General features: G+C 64.7%; 21 protein-coding genes. 7 read left to right on the forward strand and 14 right to left on the reverse strand.

The window, feature by feature from the left end:
• Window positions 1-45: 45 nt before the first annotated feature.
• The 10 genes from rnc to folK all read right to left on the reverse strand — a co-directional run bounded on the left by rnc (window position 46) and on the right by folK (window position 8,001).
• Window positions 46-729, reverse strand: a complete 684-nt coding sequence (gene rnc / locus ACQ651_RS13435) for a ribonuclease III (protein WP_375551513.1) — start codon at window positions 727-729, stop codon at window positions 46-48.
• The gene (gene lepB / locus ACQ651_RS13440; protein WP_227286799.1) at window positions 726-1,511 is read right to left on the reverse strand and encodes a signal peptidase I; all 786 of its coding nucleotides are present in this window, start codon (window positions 1,509-1,511) and stop codon (window positions 726-728) included. Before lepB ends, rnc begins: the two co-directional genes overlap by 4 nt.
• Window positions 1,512-1,572: 61 nt before the next feature.
• The gene (gene acpS, locus ACQ651_RS13445) at window positions 1,573-2,022 is read right to left on the reverse strand and encodes a holo-ACP synthase (protein ID WP_121899474.1); all 450 of its coding nucleotides are present in this window, start codon (window positions 2,020-2,022) and stop codon (window positions 1,573-1,575) included.
• A complete protein-coding gene (locus tag ACQ651_RS13450; protein ID WP_430449533.1) occupies window positions 2,019-2,651 on the reverse strand; it encodes a LysE family translocator in 633 nt (210 codons plus the stop codon). The genes acpS and ACQ651_RS13450 overlap by 4 nt, the downstream gene beginning before the upstream one ends.
• Window positions 2,648-3,274, reverse strand: a complete 627-nt coding sequence (locus ACQ651_RS13455; RefSeq protein ID WP_430449534.1) for a LysE family translocator — start codon at window positions 3,272-3,274, stop codon at window positions 2,648-2,650. Before ACQ651_RS13455 ends, ACQ651_RS13450 begins: the two co-directional genes overlap by 4 nt.
• A gap of 85 nt (window positions 3,275-3,359) precedes the next feature.
• A complete protein-coding gene (locus ACQ651_RS13460) occupies window positions 3,360-4,106 on the reverse strand; it encodes a pyridoxine 5'-phosphate synthase (RefSeq protein ID WP_227286802.1) in 747 nt (248 codons plus the stop codon).
• A gap of 39 nt (window positions 4,107-4,145) precedes the next feature.
• Window positions 4,146-4,775, reverse strand: coding sequence for a DUF2062 domain-containing protein (locus ACQ651_RS13465; protein ID WP_227286803.1), 630 nt, complete (start codon window positions 4,773-4,775; stop codon window positions 4,146-4,148).
• Between the two features lie 31 nt (window positions 4,776-4,806).
• Window positions 4,807-6,930: a RelA/SpoT family protein gene (locus ACQ651_RS13470; RefSeq protein WP_227286804.1), complete on the reverse strand. Its 2,124-nt coding sequence runs from the start codon at window positions 6,928-6,930 to the stop codon at window positions 4,807-4,809.
• 28 nt (window positions 6,931-6,958) lie between these two features.
• Complete coding sequence (rpoZ, locus tag ACQ651_RS13475) at window positions 6,959-7,312, reverse strand: DNA-directed RNA polymerase subunit omega (protein WP_227286805.1); 354 nt, start codon at window positions 7,310-7,312, stop codon at window positions 6,959-6,961.
• A 44-nt stretch (window positions 7,313-7,356) separates the two neighbouring features.
• Window positions 7,357-8,001 carry a 2-amino-4-hydroxy-6-hydroxymethyldihydropteridine diphosphokinase gene (gene folK / locus ACQ651_RS13480; RefSeq protein ID WP_430449535.1) on the reverse strand — a complete coding sequence of 215 codons (645 nt, stop codon included), beginning with the start codon at window positions 7,999-8,001 and terminating at the stop codon, window positions 7,357-7,359.
• Between the two features lie 92 nt (window positions 8,002-8,093).
• On the opposite strand from folK, the gene ACQ651_RS13485 reads away from it, so the two are divergent.
• The gene (locus ACQ651_RS13485; RefSeq protein ID WP_227286807.1) at window positions 8,094-8,669 is read left to right on the forward strand and encodes an NYN domain-containing protein; all 576 of its coding nucleotides are present in this window, start codon (window positions 8,094-8,096) and stop codon (window positions 8,667-8,669) included.
• Window positions 8,670-8,820: 151 nt separating this feature from the next.
• On the opposite strand, the gene ACQ651_RS13490 is transcribed toward ACQ651_RS13485, so the two are convergent.
• The gene (locus ACQ651_RS13490; RefSeq protein ID WP_430449536.1) at window positions 8,821-9,285 is read right to left on the reverse strand and encodes a c-type cytochrome; all 465 of its coding nucleotides are present in this window, start codon (window positions 9,283-9,285) and stop codon (window positions 8,821-8,823) included.
• Window positions 9,286-9,372: 87 nt separating this feature from the next.
• Window positions 9,373-9,909 (reverse strand): peroxiredoxin-like family protein, encoded by a 537-nt coding sequence (locus ACQ651_RS13495; RefSeq protein ID WP_227286809.1) that lies wholly within the window; start codon window positions 9,907-9,909, stop codon window positions 9,373-9,375.
• A 257-nt stretch (window positions 9,910-10,166) separates the two neighbouring features.
• Here ACQ651_RS13495 and ispH point away from each other — a divergent pair, with 257 nt between their 5' ends.
• Together ispH and ACQ651_RS13505 are read left to right on the forward strand one after the other, a co-directional pair.
• Window positions 10,167-11,117: a 4-hydroxy-3-methylbut-2-enyl diphosphate reductase gene (gene ispH, locus ACQ651_RS13500; protein ID WP_227286810.1), complete on the forward strand. Its 951-nt coding sequence runs from the start codon at window positions 10,167-10,169 to the stop codon at window positions 11,115-11,117.
• Window positions 11,114-11,524, forward strand: a complete 411-nt coding sequence (locus ACQ651_RS13505) for a RidA family protein (RefSeq protein WP_430449537.1) — start codon at window positions 11,114-11,116, stop codon at window positions 11,522-11,524. The genes ispH and ACQ651_RS13505 overlap by 4 nt, the downstream gene beginning before the upstream one ends.
• On the opposite strand, the gene ACQ651_RS13510 is transcribed toward ACQ651_RS13505, so the two are convergent.
• Entirely contained in the window at window positions 11,521-11,751 is a 231-nt protein-coding gene (locus ACQ651_RS13510) for an excalibur calcium-binding domain-containing protein (RefSeq protein WP_227286812.1), read from the reverse strand. The two genes, ACQ651_RS13505 and ACQ651_RS13510, sit on opposite strands and share 4 nt — an antisense overlap.
• Window positions 11,752-11,924: 173 nt before the next feature.
• On the opposite strand from ACQ651_RS13510, the gene ACQ651_RS13515 reads away from it, so the two are divergent.
• Genes ACQ651_RS13515 through ACQ651_RS13530 form a run of 4 tightly spaced genes read left to right on the forward strand, consistent with a single transcriptional unit; the run spans window position 11,925 to window position 14,519 of the window.
• A complete protein-coding gene (locus ACQ651_RS13515; protein ID WP_430449538.1) occupies window positions 11,925-12,569 on the forward strand; it encodes a lysophospholipid acyltransferase family protein in 645 nt (214 codons plus the stop codon).
• Window positions 12,566-13,516, forward strand: a complete 951-nt coding sequence (locus tag ACQ651_RS13520; RefSeq protein ID WP_227286814.1) for a phosphatidate cytidylyltransferase — start codon at window positions 12,566-12,568, stop codon at window positions 13,514-13,516. Before ACQ651_RS13515 ends, ACQ651_RS13520 begins: the two co-directional genes overlap by 4 nt.
• Window positions 13,516-13,887 (forward strand): hypothetical protein, encoded by a 372-nt coding sequence (locus ACQ651_RS13525; protein ID WP_430449539.1) that lies wholly within the window; start codon window positions 13,516-13,518, stop codon window positions 13,885-13,887. Before ACQ651_RS13520 ends, ACQ651_RS13525 begins: the two co-directional genes overlap by 1 nt.
• Window positions 13,884-14,519 carry a CDP-alcohol phosphatidyltransferase family protein gene (locus tag ACQ651_RS13530; protein ID WP_430449540.1) on the forward strand — a complete coding sequence of 212 codons (636 nt, stop codon included), beginning with the start codon at window positions 13,884-13,886 and terminating at the stop codon, window positions 14,517-14,519. Before ACQ651_RS13525 ends, ACQ651_RS13530 begins: the two co-directional genes overlap by 4 nt.
• Before the next feature lie 15 nt (window positions 14,520-14,534).
• On the opposite strand, the gene ccoS is transcribed toward ACQ651_RS13530, so the two are convergent.
• Window positions 14,535-14,693 (reverse strand): cbb3-type cytochrome oxidase assembly protein CcoS, encoded by a 159-nt coding sequence (gene ccoS / locus ACQ651_RS13535; RefSeq protein WP_135375452.1) that lies wholly within the window; start codon window positions 14,691-14,693, stop codon window positions 14,535-14,537.
• Between the last annotated feature and the right edge of the window lie 5 nt (window positions 14,694-14,698).

A 14,698-nucleotide genomic window follows, 5' to 3' on the forward strand; every position in this document is an offset into this window, starting at 1 on the left:
GACGATCCTCATTTGAAGCAAGCGGCCCATCGCGTCGGCCTTCGGTCACGGTCCATCGATCCGCTCCAGAAGTGCCCGCGCGGCGGCCTGTTCGGCGGCGCGTTTCGCGCGCGCCTCGGCCCGTGCGCTTTCACCATTTGCCAGCCGCACCTCGATCACGAAAACCGGCGCATGGTCGGGGCCGCTGCGCGCGATCTCGACATAATCGGGCGGCATCTGCCCCCGGGCCTGCGCCCATTCCTGCAAGGCCGTCTTGGCATCCCGCGCGTCGGTGTCCACCGTCGCGATCCTGTCGGCCCATAACCGCAACACCAGCTTTCGCGCCGCATCGAACCCGGCATCTTCATAGACCGCCGCGATCACCGCCTCCATCGCGTCGCCAAGCAGCGCGTTCTTGCGCCGCCCGCCGGTCATCATCTCGGATTTTCCCAGCTTCAGCACCGCGCCCAGATCGATCGCGCGGGCCACATCGGCGCAGGTCTCCTTGCGGACGAGCGCATTGAACCGGGGCGCCAGCGTCCCCTCCGGCGCGTGCGGGTCCTGTGCCAGAACGGCCTCGGCCATCACCAGCCCCAGCACCCGGTCTCCGAGAAATTCCAGCCGCTGATTGTCGGGCCGGGTTTCCGACGACAGCGAGGAATGTGTCAGCGCGCGGATCAACAGCGCGGGGTCGTCAAACTCGTGCCCCAGACGGGCGCAAAACGCGCTGAGATCCTTCGACAGCTTCACTCGATCGCCTGAAAGAAACGATCGCCGCGCCATGTCCAGAAATACACCATTCGGCGACCGGCGGAGGAGAAGATGACCCGATCCGCCCGACCGATCAGGTTTTCCATCGGCACCATGCCGACACCCCCGATCGATTGCGGGTAGCGGCTGTCCTGACTGTTGTCGCGGTTGTCGCCCATGGTGAAGAAATGGCCTTCGGGCACGGTGAAGACCGGGGTGTCATCCCCAAAGGTTCCGTCCTCGATGTTCAGAACCGAATGGGAAACGCCGCCCGGCAGGGTCTCGGTAAACCGCTCTTTCAGGCAATCGCCGCCTACGCCCACGGGGGCATTGGAACAACGCGGCGTGTGCCCGACCGGCCCTTGCAGCCCGAAGATCTCGCGGAACGGCTCTTCCGGCTCCAGCCGCGACGGCTCCCCGTTCACGAACAGAACACCATTGCGCATCTGCACCGTATCGCCGGGCAGGCCGATCACGCGCTTGATGAAATCGCTGCCATTGACCGGGTGGCGGAACACGACCACATCGCCGCGCTCAGGCTCCGAGCCGAAAATCCGGCCCTCGATCGGGCAAAGCGAAAACGGGCAGGAATACTGCGAATAGCCATAGGCCATCTTGTTCACGAACAGGAAATCGCCGATCAGCAGCGTGTCTTTCATGCTGCCCGACGGAATCCAGAACGGCTGAAAGAACAGGGTGCGGAAAACACCCGCGATCAGAAGGGCGTAGACCACGGTTTTCACCGTTTCCCAGATGGTGTCCGTCTTTGCCTCTGCCGCCATTCATCCTGCCTCGCCTAGGGCCAATTTGTTCCGCGTGTCATGATCGCTGCCCCGCCCGGTGTCAAGCAAGCCGGCGCGGCCGGGTGGGCATCGGCGGGCGCGCCGACATCTCCCGCTCGGGCAGCGCCTCGATCACCACGAAGGCCTGCGCCCAGGGGTGATCGTCGGTCAGCGTCACATGGATCACCGCGTCGTAACCCTCGGGCGTCATCCGGTCCAGCCGTTCGGCGGCCCAGCCTGTCACATGCATCACCGGCTGGCCCGTCGGCAGGTTGCTGACGGCCATGTCCTTCCAGGCGATCCCCATCCGCAGACCCGTGCCCAGCGCCTTGGAACACGCCTCCTTGGCGGCCCAGCGCTTGGCATAGACGGCGGCGGGGTCCGTCATCCGCTCGGCGCGTTTCTGTTCGATCTCGGTAAAGACACGGTTGCGGAAGCGGTCGCCGAAGCGATCCAGCGTGCCCTGAATGCGCTCGATATTGGCCAGATCGGTGCCGATCCCGAGGATCATTCCGCGGCCCGCCAGAACACAAGCCGCAGACCGGCCACCGCGAAGAACACCGCGAACGCGGCCTCGAACCCGCGGCGGAGGCGGGCATAGGCGGCCATGACCGGCGCGACCGAAAAGATCGTCGCATAGCCAAGATAGAGCGCAAACCCAAGCGCCGCGCAGAGTGCGACCACGAGGACGGACACGGTCTGCTCCCCGCCGCCGCCAAGCGCCAGCGCCGCGACCCAGGCAAGAACCGCCTTGGGGTTGGCAAGATTGAGCGTCAGGCCGCGTCGAAAAAGCTGCCCGCGGGAGAGATCGGTAGCCACCCGAACGGCGTCTTCTGTCTCCCTGCGCAGGGCGGACTGGCCGGATTTCCACGCGAGGTAGAAAAGATAGGCCGCGCCCAGAAGCTTCAGCACCGTCAGCGCCTGCACATTTCTCGCCACCAGCGTGGCAAAGCCAAGCGCGGCAACAAGGCCCCAGATCGCGAGGCCAAGCGCCAGCCCAAGGCCCAGGGCAATGCCGCCCGCGCGGCCCCTTGCCATGGAGGTGGCGGCAACGGCCAGCGTGGCCGGACCGGGCGACCCCGCAGCGACGATGAATGTGGCGACGGAGGTCAGCGCCGCGAGGATCGCGGGATCGCTCACGAGATCCGCGCCGTCAGAATACGCAGGGCGGCTGCGCCGAACAGCAGCGCGAAGGCCGCATCGAACCAGCGGCCCAGCCGGGTATAGGCGCGAACGATCGGCGGGCGGGAGAAGAGCAGCGCGTATCCCAGAAAGACCAGCAGGCTCAGGACAGCGACCGAGCCGCCGATGATCGCGAAATCGCGCCACGGGGCATTTGCGGGCAAGGCGATGGAATAAAGCGAGCCGAAGAACAGGATCGCCTTGGGGTTCGTCAGATGCAGGGCCAGCCCTTTGGCGAATGCGCCGCGCAGGCTGGTGCAGGCGGCCTGCGCGATCGGCCTGGCCTTCGATCCGGCCCAGGCCCGCCGCGCGGCCTTCAAGCCCAGCCAGAACAGATAGCCCGCCGCCACATACCGCATGATCTCGAAAATCCAGCCATGGGCGGCCATCACCGCGCCCAGTCCCAGAGCGGCGGCAAGCGACCATGTCCAACTGCCCAGAACGACGCCCGCCGCCAGCGCCAGCCCGTGCCGGCGCCCCGCCCCCATCGACGTGCCGGCAATCGCCAGCGTCGCAGGGCCCGGACTGCCGGACGCCACCAGCGCGATCAGAAGGATCGGCACCAACGCTTCGAGACTCATGGGCCTGTCCTCGTCAGCAGCGCCGCCGCCCGGCCGATCCTCGCGTTCGGCAGGCCCGCAGCCAGAGGGGTCGTGACAGGCCCGGTCATCCTTCCCGGGCCTCGTCCATCAGCCGCCGCATTTCCGCCAGCGCGGCCGGCAGCCCCACGAACACCGCCTCCCCGATCAGGAAATGGCCGATATTCAGCTCCCTGACCTCGGGCAGTGCGGCAATGGGCATGACATTGGTGTAGCTGAGCCCGTGGCCCATATGCACTTCCAGGCCCAGATCGGCCGCCTGCCTGGCGCCATCGGCAAGCCGGTTGAACTCGGCGTCCCGCGCCTCGTAAGCGCCTTCCGCATCAAGATCGCAATAGGCGCCCGTATGGAGCTCGATCACCGGCGCGCCGATCCGATGCGCGGCCTCGATCTGCGCCGGGTCGGGCGCGATGAACAGCGACACCCGGCATCCGGCATCCGCCAGCGGGCCGATGAAACTGGCCAGCCGGTTCTGATCGGCCGCAACCTCAAGCCCGCCTTCGGTCGTGCGTTCTTCGCGGCGTTCGGGAACAAGGCAGACCGCGTGCGGCCTGTGCATCAGGGCAATCTCCTGCATCTCGTCGGTCGCGGCCATTTCGAAATTGAGCGGGATCTCGATCGCCTTCAGGATCGCCGCGATATCGTCGTCGCGGATATGCCGACGGTCTTCGCGCAGATGCGCGGTGATCCCGTCGGCGCCCGCGCCCTGGGCGGCCATCGCCGCACGCACCGGGTCGGGCAAGGCGCCCCCGCGCGCGTTTCGCAAGGTCGCCACGTGGTCGATGTTCACACCAAGTCTGAGTCGCTCTGCCATAGCCGGTCCTTCCTCGGGCCAACCCTAGTGTTTTGGCGGTCAGACGCCAGACTGTTCGCGCAGCTTTTTCATTTTCGCCCGGAGCTTGTTGGCCCGGCGTTTCTGATAGGCGCGGATGACCGGGACGCTCAGGTAATAGCAGACCGTGCCGGCGATCAGCCCGGGGATCACACCGCCCACCAGATAGGGGAAAAACACGTCGCGATAGAAGGCGGCAAGCTGGTCCCAATGGGCCACGTCGTCGGTGAACATCGCCACGAAATTGTTCCACAGATCCCCCGCGGCGCGATAGAACTTGGAGAAGAGGTTCCCCTCCATATTGCCGCGCATCTGCGTGCCGAGAAGGAAATGTCCGGTCTGGAGCGAGATCAGCCCGATCGGGATATAGGTCAGCGGATTGCCCAGAAAGGTCGCCAGAAGGGCTGCAAGGATATTGCCGCGCATCAGCTTTGCGATGATCGCCGCCACGATGAAATGCAGCCCGTAAAATGGCGTGAACACGGTGAAGGCGCCCGCGAAAATGCCCCGCGCGATGGATTCCGGCGTGCCCGGCAGGCGCCGCAGCCGGTGCTTTATGTAGTGGAACGCACGGGTCCAGCCGCCGCGTGGATAAATCCACTCGGCCACGACCTGCCCCCAGGGGCGATTATCGCGTCGCTTGAAAACCAAGCTTCGATCTCCTCCTCCCGTTCGGGCCGGGTCAGGGGCGGCGCTCAAGGGCGCGGTACCGCTCCATCGTGGCCACGTCGCTATCGGCCTCAACCGCCATCATCACCGCATGAAGATGCTCGGCATCTCTTACATCCAGATCGATCAACAGCCGGTAAAAATCCGGCTTCCGGTCGATGAAATGCAGGTCCGAGATATTGGCGTTCTGTTCCCCGATCAATGTGCATATCCGTCCCAGAACACCGTTATCATTGCTTAATGTCACATCTATGGTGACATTATGAACCGCCGCGTGCCGCCCTTCGGTCCAGTGCAGGTCGATCCAGCGGTCGGGCTGGTCGTCCAGTTCGGCCAGCGCGGGGCAGTCGATGGCATGCACCACGGGCCCGCGCCCGGGATAGGTGATGCCGACGATCCGTTCCCCCGGAACCGCCTGACAGCATTGCGCACGATGGGTGACCGCGCCCGGGGGCAGGCCGATCACGGCGCGCCGGGCCTCCACCTCCCCCTCGTCGCTGCGGGCGACCAGTTCGGGGTAAAGCGCCGCGACCACGTCGCGCGCGGACAGCTCGGCGCTGCCGATCCGCGCCAGCAGCTCGTCGCCACTGTCCAGCCCGAGGGTGCGGGCCGCGGTGGCAAGCGCCTTGTCGGACGCCTTCTTGTCCACATGCTCGAACGCCACCCGCGCCAGTTCGTGGCCCAGCTTGATGTAGCGCCCCCGGTCCTCCTCGCGCAGCGAGCGGCGGATCGCCGCCTTGGCCCGGCCGGTCACGGCGATATCGATCCAGGTCGCCTGCGGCGTCTGCCCCTCGGCGGTCATGATCTCGACCGACTGGCCGTTTTTCAGACGCGTCCATAGCGGTACGCGCAGCCCGTCGACCTTGGCCCCGACACAGGAATGCCCGATCCGCGTGTGGATCGAATAGGCGAAATCAAGCGGCGTCGCCCCTTTCGGCAGTTTCACCACATCGCCCTTGGGTGTGAAACAAAACACCTGATCGGAATACATTTCCAGCTTCACATGTTCGAGGAACTCGTCGTGATCCTCCGCCATCTCGAACCGTTCGGTCAGGTTGGCCAGCCATTTCGCGGGGTCCACGGCAAACGGGTTTTCCGCCCGCACCCCGTCACGATAGGACCAGTGGGCGGCCACGCCGCTTTCGGCGACCTCGTGCATCTGCCGGGTTCTGATCTGCACCTCGACCCGTTTGCCATCCCGCCCGCTGACGGTTGTGTGGATCGAGCGGTAGCCGTTGGATTTCGGCTGGCTGATATAGTCCTTGAACCGCCCCGGCACCGAACGCCAGCGCTGATGGATCGCACCCAGAACGCGGTAGCAGTCATCCTCCGACCCGGTGATCACGCGGAACCCGTAGATGTCGGACAGGCGCGAGAACGCCAGCTCCTTTTCCTGCATCTTGCGCCAGATCGAGAACGGTTTCTTGGCCCGGCCGAAAACCTCGCCGCTGACCCCGTGCTTTTCCATCACCGCCTCGATATCGTCGGTGATTTTCGGGATCACGTCGCCGCTGGCCTTCTGCAGGGTCAGGAACCGGCGGATGATGGAATTGCGCGCCTCGGGGTTCAGTACACGAAAGGACAGATCCTCCAGTTCCTCCCGCATCCAGTGCATGCCCATGCGGCCCGCAAGCGGCGCGAAGATGTCCATCGTCTCGCGGGCCTTCTGCGCCTGTTTCTCATAGGCCATGTGCCGGATCGTCCGCATGTTGTGGAGCCGGTCCGCCAGCTTGACGAGGATCACGCGCATATCCTTGGACATCGCCATGAAAAGCTTGCGGAAATTCTCCGCCTGTTTGCTTTCCCGGTTCGACAGTTCCAGATTGGTCAGCTTGGTGACGCCATCGACCAGTTCGGCGACATCCGTGCCGAAGCGCCTGGCGATCTCGGAATAGGTGCCCTTGGTGTCCTCGATCGTGTCATGCAGCAACGCCGTCGCGATCGTCGCGTCGTCAAGCCGCTGTTCGGTCAGGATCGCCGCCACCGCCACGGGGTGGGTGAAATAGGGTTCGCCGGAATGACGCGTCTGCCCCTCATGCATGGCGCGCGCATAGTCATAGGCGCCGACCAGCAGCGCCTCGTTGCATTTCGGATTGTAGTTCTTGACCAGGCTCAGCAGGTCAGAGGCCTCGATCATCGATCCTCCATCCGCGCCCGGACGCCGCTTATTTCTGGCCTTGCGCTTCCATCAGGGCGCGCAACATCTGTTCTTCGGTCATGTCGTCCTGCGCAGGTTTGTCCTGCTCGACACCCTGCAACAGCGCCATGGCATCCTCTTCGGGCTCGTCCACCTCGATCTGGGTCTGGTGACTTTCGATCAGACGCTCGCGCAGATCATCGGCGCGTTGGGTCTCTTCGGCGATCTCGCGCAGCGAAACGACGGGGTTCTTGTCATTGTCCCGATCGATACTCAGGGGGCTGCCGGCTGCGATCTCGCGCGCCCGGTGGGCCGCCAGCATCACCAGCTCGAACCGGTTCGGAACCTTGTCAACGCAGTCTTCAACCGTCACGCGGGCCATTCAAGAAACTCCAGCATCCTGTTTCGGGAGGGGTCAGAAACCCGTCACTTATAGCTCAAGGGCGGGAAAGGCAAGGCCCCAGCGGGCGGTTCGACCACCTCAATCGCATCGTGATCGGCCTGCGGCAGCGCATTCAACATCTCGCGCACCGTCCGTCCGGTCACCGGATGCCGCCACTCCGGCGCGATATCGGCAAGCGGGGCCAGAACGAAAATCCGTTCGGCCAAGCGTGGATGCGGCAAGACCAGCGTCTCGGGCGCCCTCTGCGCGGCGACATCGGCAGGCAGGGTCCGCCACGCGGTTTGCGTCTCCGGGTCGGGCCATACGCTCTCGCCCAGCGCGATCAGATCAAGATCCAGCACCCGGGCCTCCCATCGCGTCCGGCGGGTGCGGCCAAAGCCCCGCTCGATCTCATGCAGGCGCGCCAGAAGCGCCAGTGCATCGCCCGGCCAGTCGATCGCCAGAGCGGCGTTGATGAAATCCGGCCCCGCGCCCGGAGGAAACGCAGGCGTCCGATAAAGTCGGCTGAAAACTGCCGCGGCATTTTCTCCATCGACCAATTCGGACATCGCCGCACAAACCACGGAAATCGGGGCGTTTCCTTCATGTGAAACATTTGACCCAACGGCAATCAGCGCGCGCGTAACAGAGTTATGACGGATCGGTCCTTGCGGTTGCCGGCAGTTCAACTATTTTCCTTTTCATTGCTGGCTGTTGATATTGCTTCACTCCATTATCATTCCATGCGGCTGGCGCCATAGCTACTCACGGGACCACCCCAATGTTTTACAGAGACGAACGGCTTGCGCTGTTCATCGATGGATCGAACCTCTACGCGGCCGCCAAGGCGCTGGCGTTTGACATCGACTACAAGCTTCTGCGCCAGGAATTCATGCAGCGTGGCAAGCTTCTACGCGCGTTCTACTACACCGCCTTGCTGGAAAACGACGATTATTCGCCGATCCGGCCGCTCGTCGACTGGCTCCATTACAACGGCTTCACCATGGTCACCAAACCGGCCAAGGAGTTCACCGACAGTCAGGGGCGCCGCAAGGTCAAGGGCAATATGGATATCGAGCTGACGGTGGATGCGATGGAAATCGCGCCTCACGTCGACCATATCGTGCTGTTTTCCGGCGACGGCGATTTCCGCCCGCTGGTCGCCGCCCTCCAGCGCAAGGGTGTGCGCGTTTCCGTCGTTTCGACGATTCGCAGCCAGCCCCCCATGATCGCGGACGATCTGCGCCGTCAGGCCGATAATTTCATCGAGCTGGACGAGCTGAAAGAGGTCATCGGCCGCCCCCCGCGCGAACCCCGCGAGATAGACGAGCCCGAGGTCGAGACACTCGAAACCTGAGCCTGCGGCGGGGTGCCCCCAGCGGCATCGCGGTCGGAACACCCCGCTTTCGGGCCCCAAGGGCACAGGCTCACCAGGGCATCTCTGCCCCGTGTGACCATACGCACCGAAGCGCCCGCCCTCACGGGCCGGGTGAAAGGGTACACCGGCGCTATCGGGCCGCGTTCGCGTTCACCTCATTGTGGATCTCGATGACATTCTCGGGCCAGGTGCTCTTGATATAGGCCAGCACGGCCAGGATCTCCTCGTCGGTCATCACGTCGCCGAAACCGATCATGTTGCTTTGATATCCATTCCCGATCACCGCGGCGGAGCCGTATTTGGTGATCGCAAACAACATCTCGTCCGGATGATGCCAGGTATGCCCGGTCTGGTCATGGGGCGGGGCAGGCATCAGGCCATCCTCACCGCGGATCTGCCAGTCCCGCTCGCCCTCAAGCGCGGCACCATGGCAGACCGCGCAGCTCTCGGCGTAAAGCACGGCACCCCGGTCGACCACCTCGGCATTCTGCCACTCCAGCAATCCGGGGCCCGTTTCCGTGGTAGGTTCGGCCAGCACCAGCCATGCCACAAGGGGGATCGACAGCAGCACCGCACCGACAATCACTCGCTTCATCACGCTTTCTCCATATCCTGCAAATCGGGCCGGATGCAGCCCTGCATCCTTCCCGCGCGGGAAGGTCAATTGACGAAACCGTGAGGCTCAGACGGGGCCCTGATACTCTCCGCGCGCCGGGTAGCTTTTCTCTATCGCGAAGTCGACCGCGCTCAGCAGCTCGCGGAAATGGGGCCGGACGAAGGGCATGGTCTGCACGCTCATGAAGTAAAGCGTCTGGTCCTGGTTGACCAGAAACAGCCCCGGCTCCGCGAACAGGGCCGGTTCCTCGATCCCGATCGAGGTCTTGCCGCGCGAGGTGGAGATATAAAGCCCCCATTCCCGCGCCTTGCCCAGGCTCAGGTCATAACCGAACCGCAGTTTTTCGGCGCCGATCTTCTCGGCCATGCCGCGTGTGCGCTCCAGCCCGTCCGAACTGATGGCGATGCTTGCAACGCCGCGCTCGGCGAAATCGTCCACCAGCTTCTCGAACTCGGCCAGATAGGTGGCGCAAAGCGGGCAGTGGAGCCCGCGGTAGAAACAGACAACGGTTCCGCGCGGGCTGGCCTGATCGGCCAGATCGAACTGGCCACCCCCCAGAAGCGGCACGATCAGGTCGGGTGTTTTCTGGCGGGGCATCAGCATCTGGTCGTCTCTCCTGCCTGTCTCGAAGCGTCGTCTCGAAATCGTCTTCCGTACCCGCATGGCGCGGCCGGGGCAATCGGCCGTGCATGCCTCGACACGCGATGATCTGAAAGCTCATCTCATGGCTTTCGGGGGCACGCGCGCGTCAAACCTGCTCTCTACAGGCTGAAATCGCAATGACAAGTCCGGTTCTGCCGATCCGCCCCTAGACGCCACCGGTCCCCGGTCCTACCTTTGGGCCCATGCCGGAGATGCCGATGACCAAGCCGCCCCTCACCCTTTATCTCGCCGCCCCGCGCGGTTTTTGCGCCGGCGTCGACCGCGCCATCAAGATCGTCGAGATGGCGCTGCAGAAATGGGGCCCGCCGGTCTACGTCCGCCATGAGATCGTGCACAACAAATATGTCGTCGATGACCTGCGCGCCAAAGGGGCGGTCTTCGTCGAAGAGCTTGACGAATGCCCGGATGACCGGCCCGTCATCTTCTCCGCCCATGGCGTTCCCAAGGCCGTGCCTGCCGAGGCCGCGCGGCGCGAGATGCTGTTCGTGGACGCCACCTGCCCGCTCGTCTCCAAGGTCCATATCGAAGCCGCGCGCCACCATGAGAACGGCTTGCAGATGATCATGATCGGCCATGCGGGACATCCCGAAACCGTGGGCACGATGGGCCAGCTTCCCGAGGGCGAGGTTCTTCTGGTGGAGACGGTCGAGGATGTGGCCTCTGTCCGGGTCCGTGACCCCGAACGCCTTGCCTTTGTCACGCAGACGACGCTGTCCGTCGATGACACCGCCGATATCGTCCGCGCGCTTCAGGCCCGGTTCCCGGCGATCGTGGGGCCGCACAAGGAAGACATCTGCTATGCCACCACCAATCGTCAGGAGGCGGTGAAGGCAATGGCGCCCCTCGCCGATGCGATGCTGGTCGTGGGCGCGCCGAATTCGTCCAACTCGAAACGGCTGGTCGAGGTGGGCGCACGCGCGGGCTGCGGCTATGCCCAGCTGGTCCAGCGCGCCGACGATATCGACTGGCGCGCGCTCGATGGGATTTCCTCCATCGGCGTCACCGCGGGGGCATCCGCGCCCGAGGTTCTGATCAACGAGGTGATCGACGCGTTCCGGGCAAAGTATTCCGTGACGGTCGAGATGGTGGAAACCGCCGTCGAAAACGTGGAGTTCAAGGTGCCGCGGGTTTTGCGCGTTCCGGCATGAGCGATGCGCCCCGCCGCCGCGCGATTTTCCCCGAGGGGGTCGCGGAGGCCGCACGCGCGGCCGGCATGTCGCCCGCCATCTGTTCCGGCACCCATCTGTTTCTGACCGGCATCACCGGCAGCGGCCCCGATGGCGCGATGTCCGCCGATCCGGTGGCCCAGTTCCGCGCCGTCTTCGAAAAGGCCGCCGGGGTTCTGGATGCGGCCGGTCTCACGCTCGATGCCCTGGTGGAGATGACCAGCTATCACATCGGCCTGCGCGATCATTTCGAGGCGTTCGATACCCTGCGCCGGGAGGTTCTGTCCGAACCGTACCCGGCCTGGACCGCGGTGGAGGTCGCAGGTCTGCGCCGTCCGGGCGCCGTGGTCGAGGTCAGGTTCATCGCGCAGACGGAGCGGGCCCTCTAGCGCTCGCAGGCCACGCCATCCCCGTCCCGGTCAAGCCGATAGGGGTCCGGGCCGACAACGCGGATCGGGCCCGACACATAGAGCGGACCATTTCCACCGCCGCCTGCGCAATCCACATCCGGCCCGTTCACCGGCAGGCAGGCGCCCTGATAGCTCGGATGGCAGGCCTGCGCACGGGCAGGCCCGGGCGCGGCCAGCGCGACGATGGCCAGAACGGAGAGGCTCATCGCGGATATCGAAATTATTTTCATGTGCAATTAATTAGTTAATAAGGTGTTAATGGTCAATATGGACCCGTCAGGCCGCCATCCCCCGCACCCGGCCAGGGGTAAGGCAAACCTCCCTTTCCCGGGCGCGGGATTAGTCTAAGCTCCCGACATTACAGCAGATTGACGACCCAATGATTTCAGTCCTTGCCCGGTTGACGGGCGCAGCCATCATCCTCTTCGCCCGGTTCATCACCGCCGTCCGCGCCATCTGGGACGGTATCGAGCCGGTGCCGCGCCAACGCATCTATTTCGCCAACCACGCATCCAATGGTGACACGATCCTGATCTGGACGGTTCTGCCCCCCGCGATACGGGCCCGCACCCGCCCGGTGGCCGCCGCCGATTACTGGCTGCAATCGCCGCTGCGCAGGTTCATCGGGCAGGACGTGCTGAACACCGTCCTGATCGACCGTCGCCCGGAGGCGCGGAACCATGACCCGATGGCTCTCATTCTGGAGGCGGTGGATGACGGCGCCTCGCTCATCATCTTCCCCGAGGGTCAGCGCAACGCCACGGATGCGCCCCTACTGCCCTTCAAGAGCGGCCTCTACAACATCTCCACCGCCCGGCCGCAGGTCGATCTGGTTCCGGTCTGGATCGAAAACCTCAACAGCGTCATGCCCAAGGGCAAGATCATCCCGATCCCGTTGCTGTGCACCGTCACCTTCGGGGCGCCCATCCGGGCGGAACCGGATGAACCGCGCGAGGCGTTCCTGACCCGGGCGCAGGAGGCCGTCCTGGCCCTTGCCCCCCGACCGGCGGAGGATCCGCAATGACCGGCGCAAACGGCGATTTCCTGTTCCTGCTTCTGGGCATCGGCGGCATTCTGGTGCTGGCCACAACCATCGGCGCCGTTCTGAAACACCGCATCGCGCCGGACGGCTCGAACCCGACGATCGAAAACCTGAATGCCCGGATCATGGCGTGGTGGGGCATGACCGCGCTTCTGGCCATCGCCTTTCTGGCCGGGCGCACCGGCGTGATCATTCTCTTCGCCTTCTGCTCCTTCGCGGCCCTGCGCGAGTTCATGACGCTCACCACCAAATCCGCGGCCGATCACTGGCCCATCGCGGTCGCCTTCTTCGTCGTGCTCCCGGTGCAATACTATCTGATATGGATCGACTGGTACGGGCTCTATTCCATCTTCATCCCGGTCTATGTCTTCTTGCTGCTGCCGATCATCACGGTCCTGCAGGGGGATACGCGCAACGTCTTCATCCGCATCTCCGAAACCCAGTGGGCGCTGATGATCTGCGTCTTCTGCGCCAGCCATGTGCCCGCCCTCCTGACCCTGCAGATCGAGGGCTACGAGGGCCGGAACATCCTGCTGATCGCCTTCCTGATCGTGGTCGTGCAACTCAGCGACGTGTTGCAATACACCTGGGGCAAGCTGATCGGGAAGCACAAGGTCGCGCCCGCACTCTCCCCCTCCAAGACATGGGAAGGGCTGTTGGGCGGTGTCGCCTCGGCCACGCTGGTCGGAACGGCCCTGTGGTGGATCACGCCCTTCACCGTCTGGCAGGCGGCGGCCATGTCGCTTGCCATCACCCTTTGCGGGTTCTTCGGCGGGCTGGTCATGTCGGCGATCAAACGTGACCGGGGCGTCAAGGACTGGGGCCACCTGATCGCGGGCCATGGCGGGTTCATAGACCGGCTGGACAGCGTCGTCTTCTCGGCGCCGATCTTCTTTCATCTCGTGCGCTATTACTGGTCGTCGGTCTGATGGCGCTTGCGGACAACTCCCTTGTCCATATGGGTGTGGGTTTCGGCCTGATGGGGGCCTGGGCGGCCTATGCCAATGTCGCCCATCCGATGCCCGCCCCGCTGATCGCCGGCCTTCTTCAGGGGTGCCTCACCGCCGCCATCACGCTGGTCATGAAACGCATGCTCGAAATGCTGTGCCGGCGGCTGCCGGGGCTCGCTGGCCTGATCCTGCCGCCTGTCGCGGCCTTCGCGCTCTCGCTCACGCTGCTTGGCGCGATCCATACCGCCGCCGGCACGCCGGAGGTGCTGGCAACGCTGGCCGTGCCCACCACCGTCGCCACGCTCTACGCAACGCTTTACACCTACAGGCTCTGGAGCCGACGCCCATGACAAGCCGCCGTCCCATCGCCAGCCGCAATGCGCGGATCATTCAAGGTGCCGCCCGCCGGCTCGCCGCGACCGATATCACCCCCAACCAGATCTCGCAGGCCAGCATCGGGTTTGCCGCCTTGGCCGCAGTTGCGTTCTGGCTGTCCGGGATCGGCGGCACCGGGCTGGCCATCGCGATGCTGCTTCTGGCAGCCCTTGCGGTGCAACTGCGCCTTCTGTGCAACCTGCTGGACGGGATGGTCGCTGTCGAAGGCGGCAAATCCGCGCCCGATGGCCCGTTCTGGAACGAAGCCCCCGATCGGTTGGCCGATATCCTGATACTGGCGGGTCTGGGGATGGCCTCAGGCGCCCCTGGCCTCGGCCTTGTCGCCGCCACCCTTGCCGTGCTCACCGCCTATCTGCGGGAGCTTGGCCGCGCCGAAGGGGCGCCTGCGGATTTCTCGGGGCCGATGGCCAAACCGCATCGCATGGCGGCGGTCACGCTTGGCGTCGTTGCGGCGGCGATCGAACTGGCCGCGATCGGCAGCAGCCTCAGCCTAAAAGCGGCGCTCTGGATCGTCATCCTTGGAACCCTGGTCACGGTCCTTCGGCGCGCCGCCCGCCTGATCGCCGCGCTCAAGTCGCGATCCTAGACAGCTGCGCGCGCGTCAGCCCTTGGGCGCGTCGTCGTAGTCATCCCTCAGGATCCGGTGCGCATCGCCGTCGGGGTCGTCGAACTGGCCCCGCTTCAGCATCCAGAAAAACGCCGCAAGGCCGACGCCACCCAGAAACAGCGAAACGGGAATGAGGATGCCGAGGACGTCCATGGAAT

The organism is Rhodophyticola sp. (assembly GCF_965284195.1).
Lineage (GTDB): Bacteria > Pseudomonadota > Alphaproteobacteria > Rhodobacterales > Rhodobacteraceae > Rhodophyticola.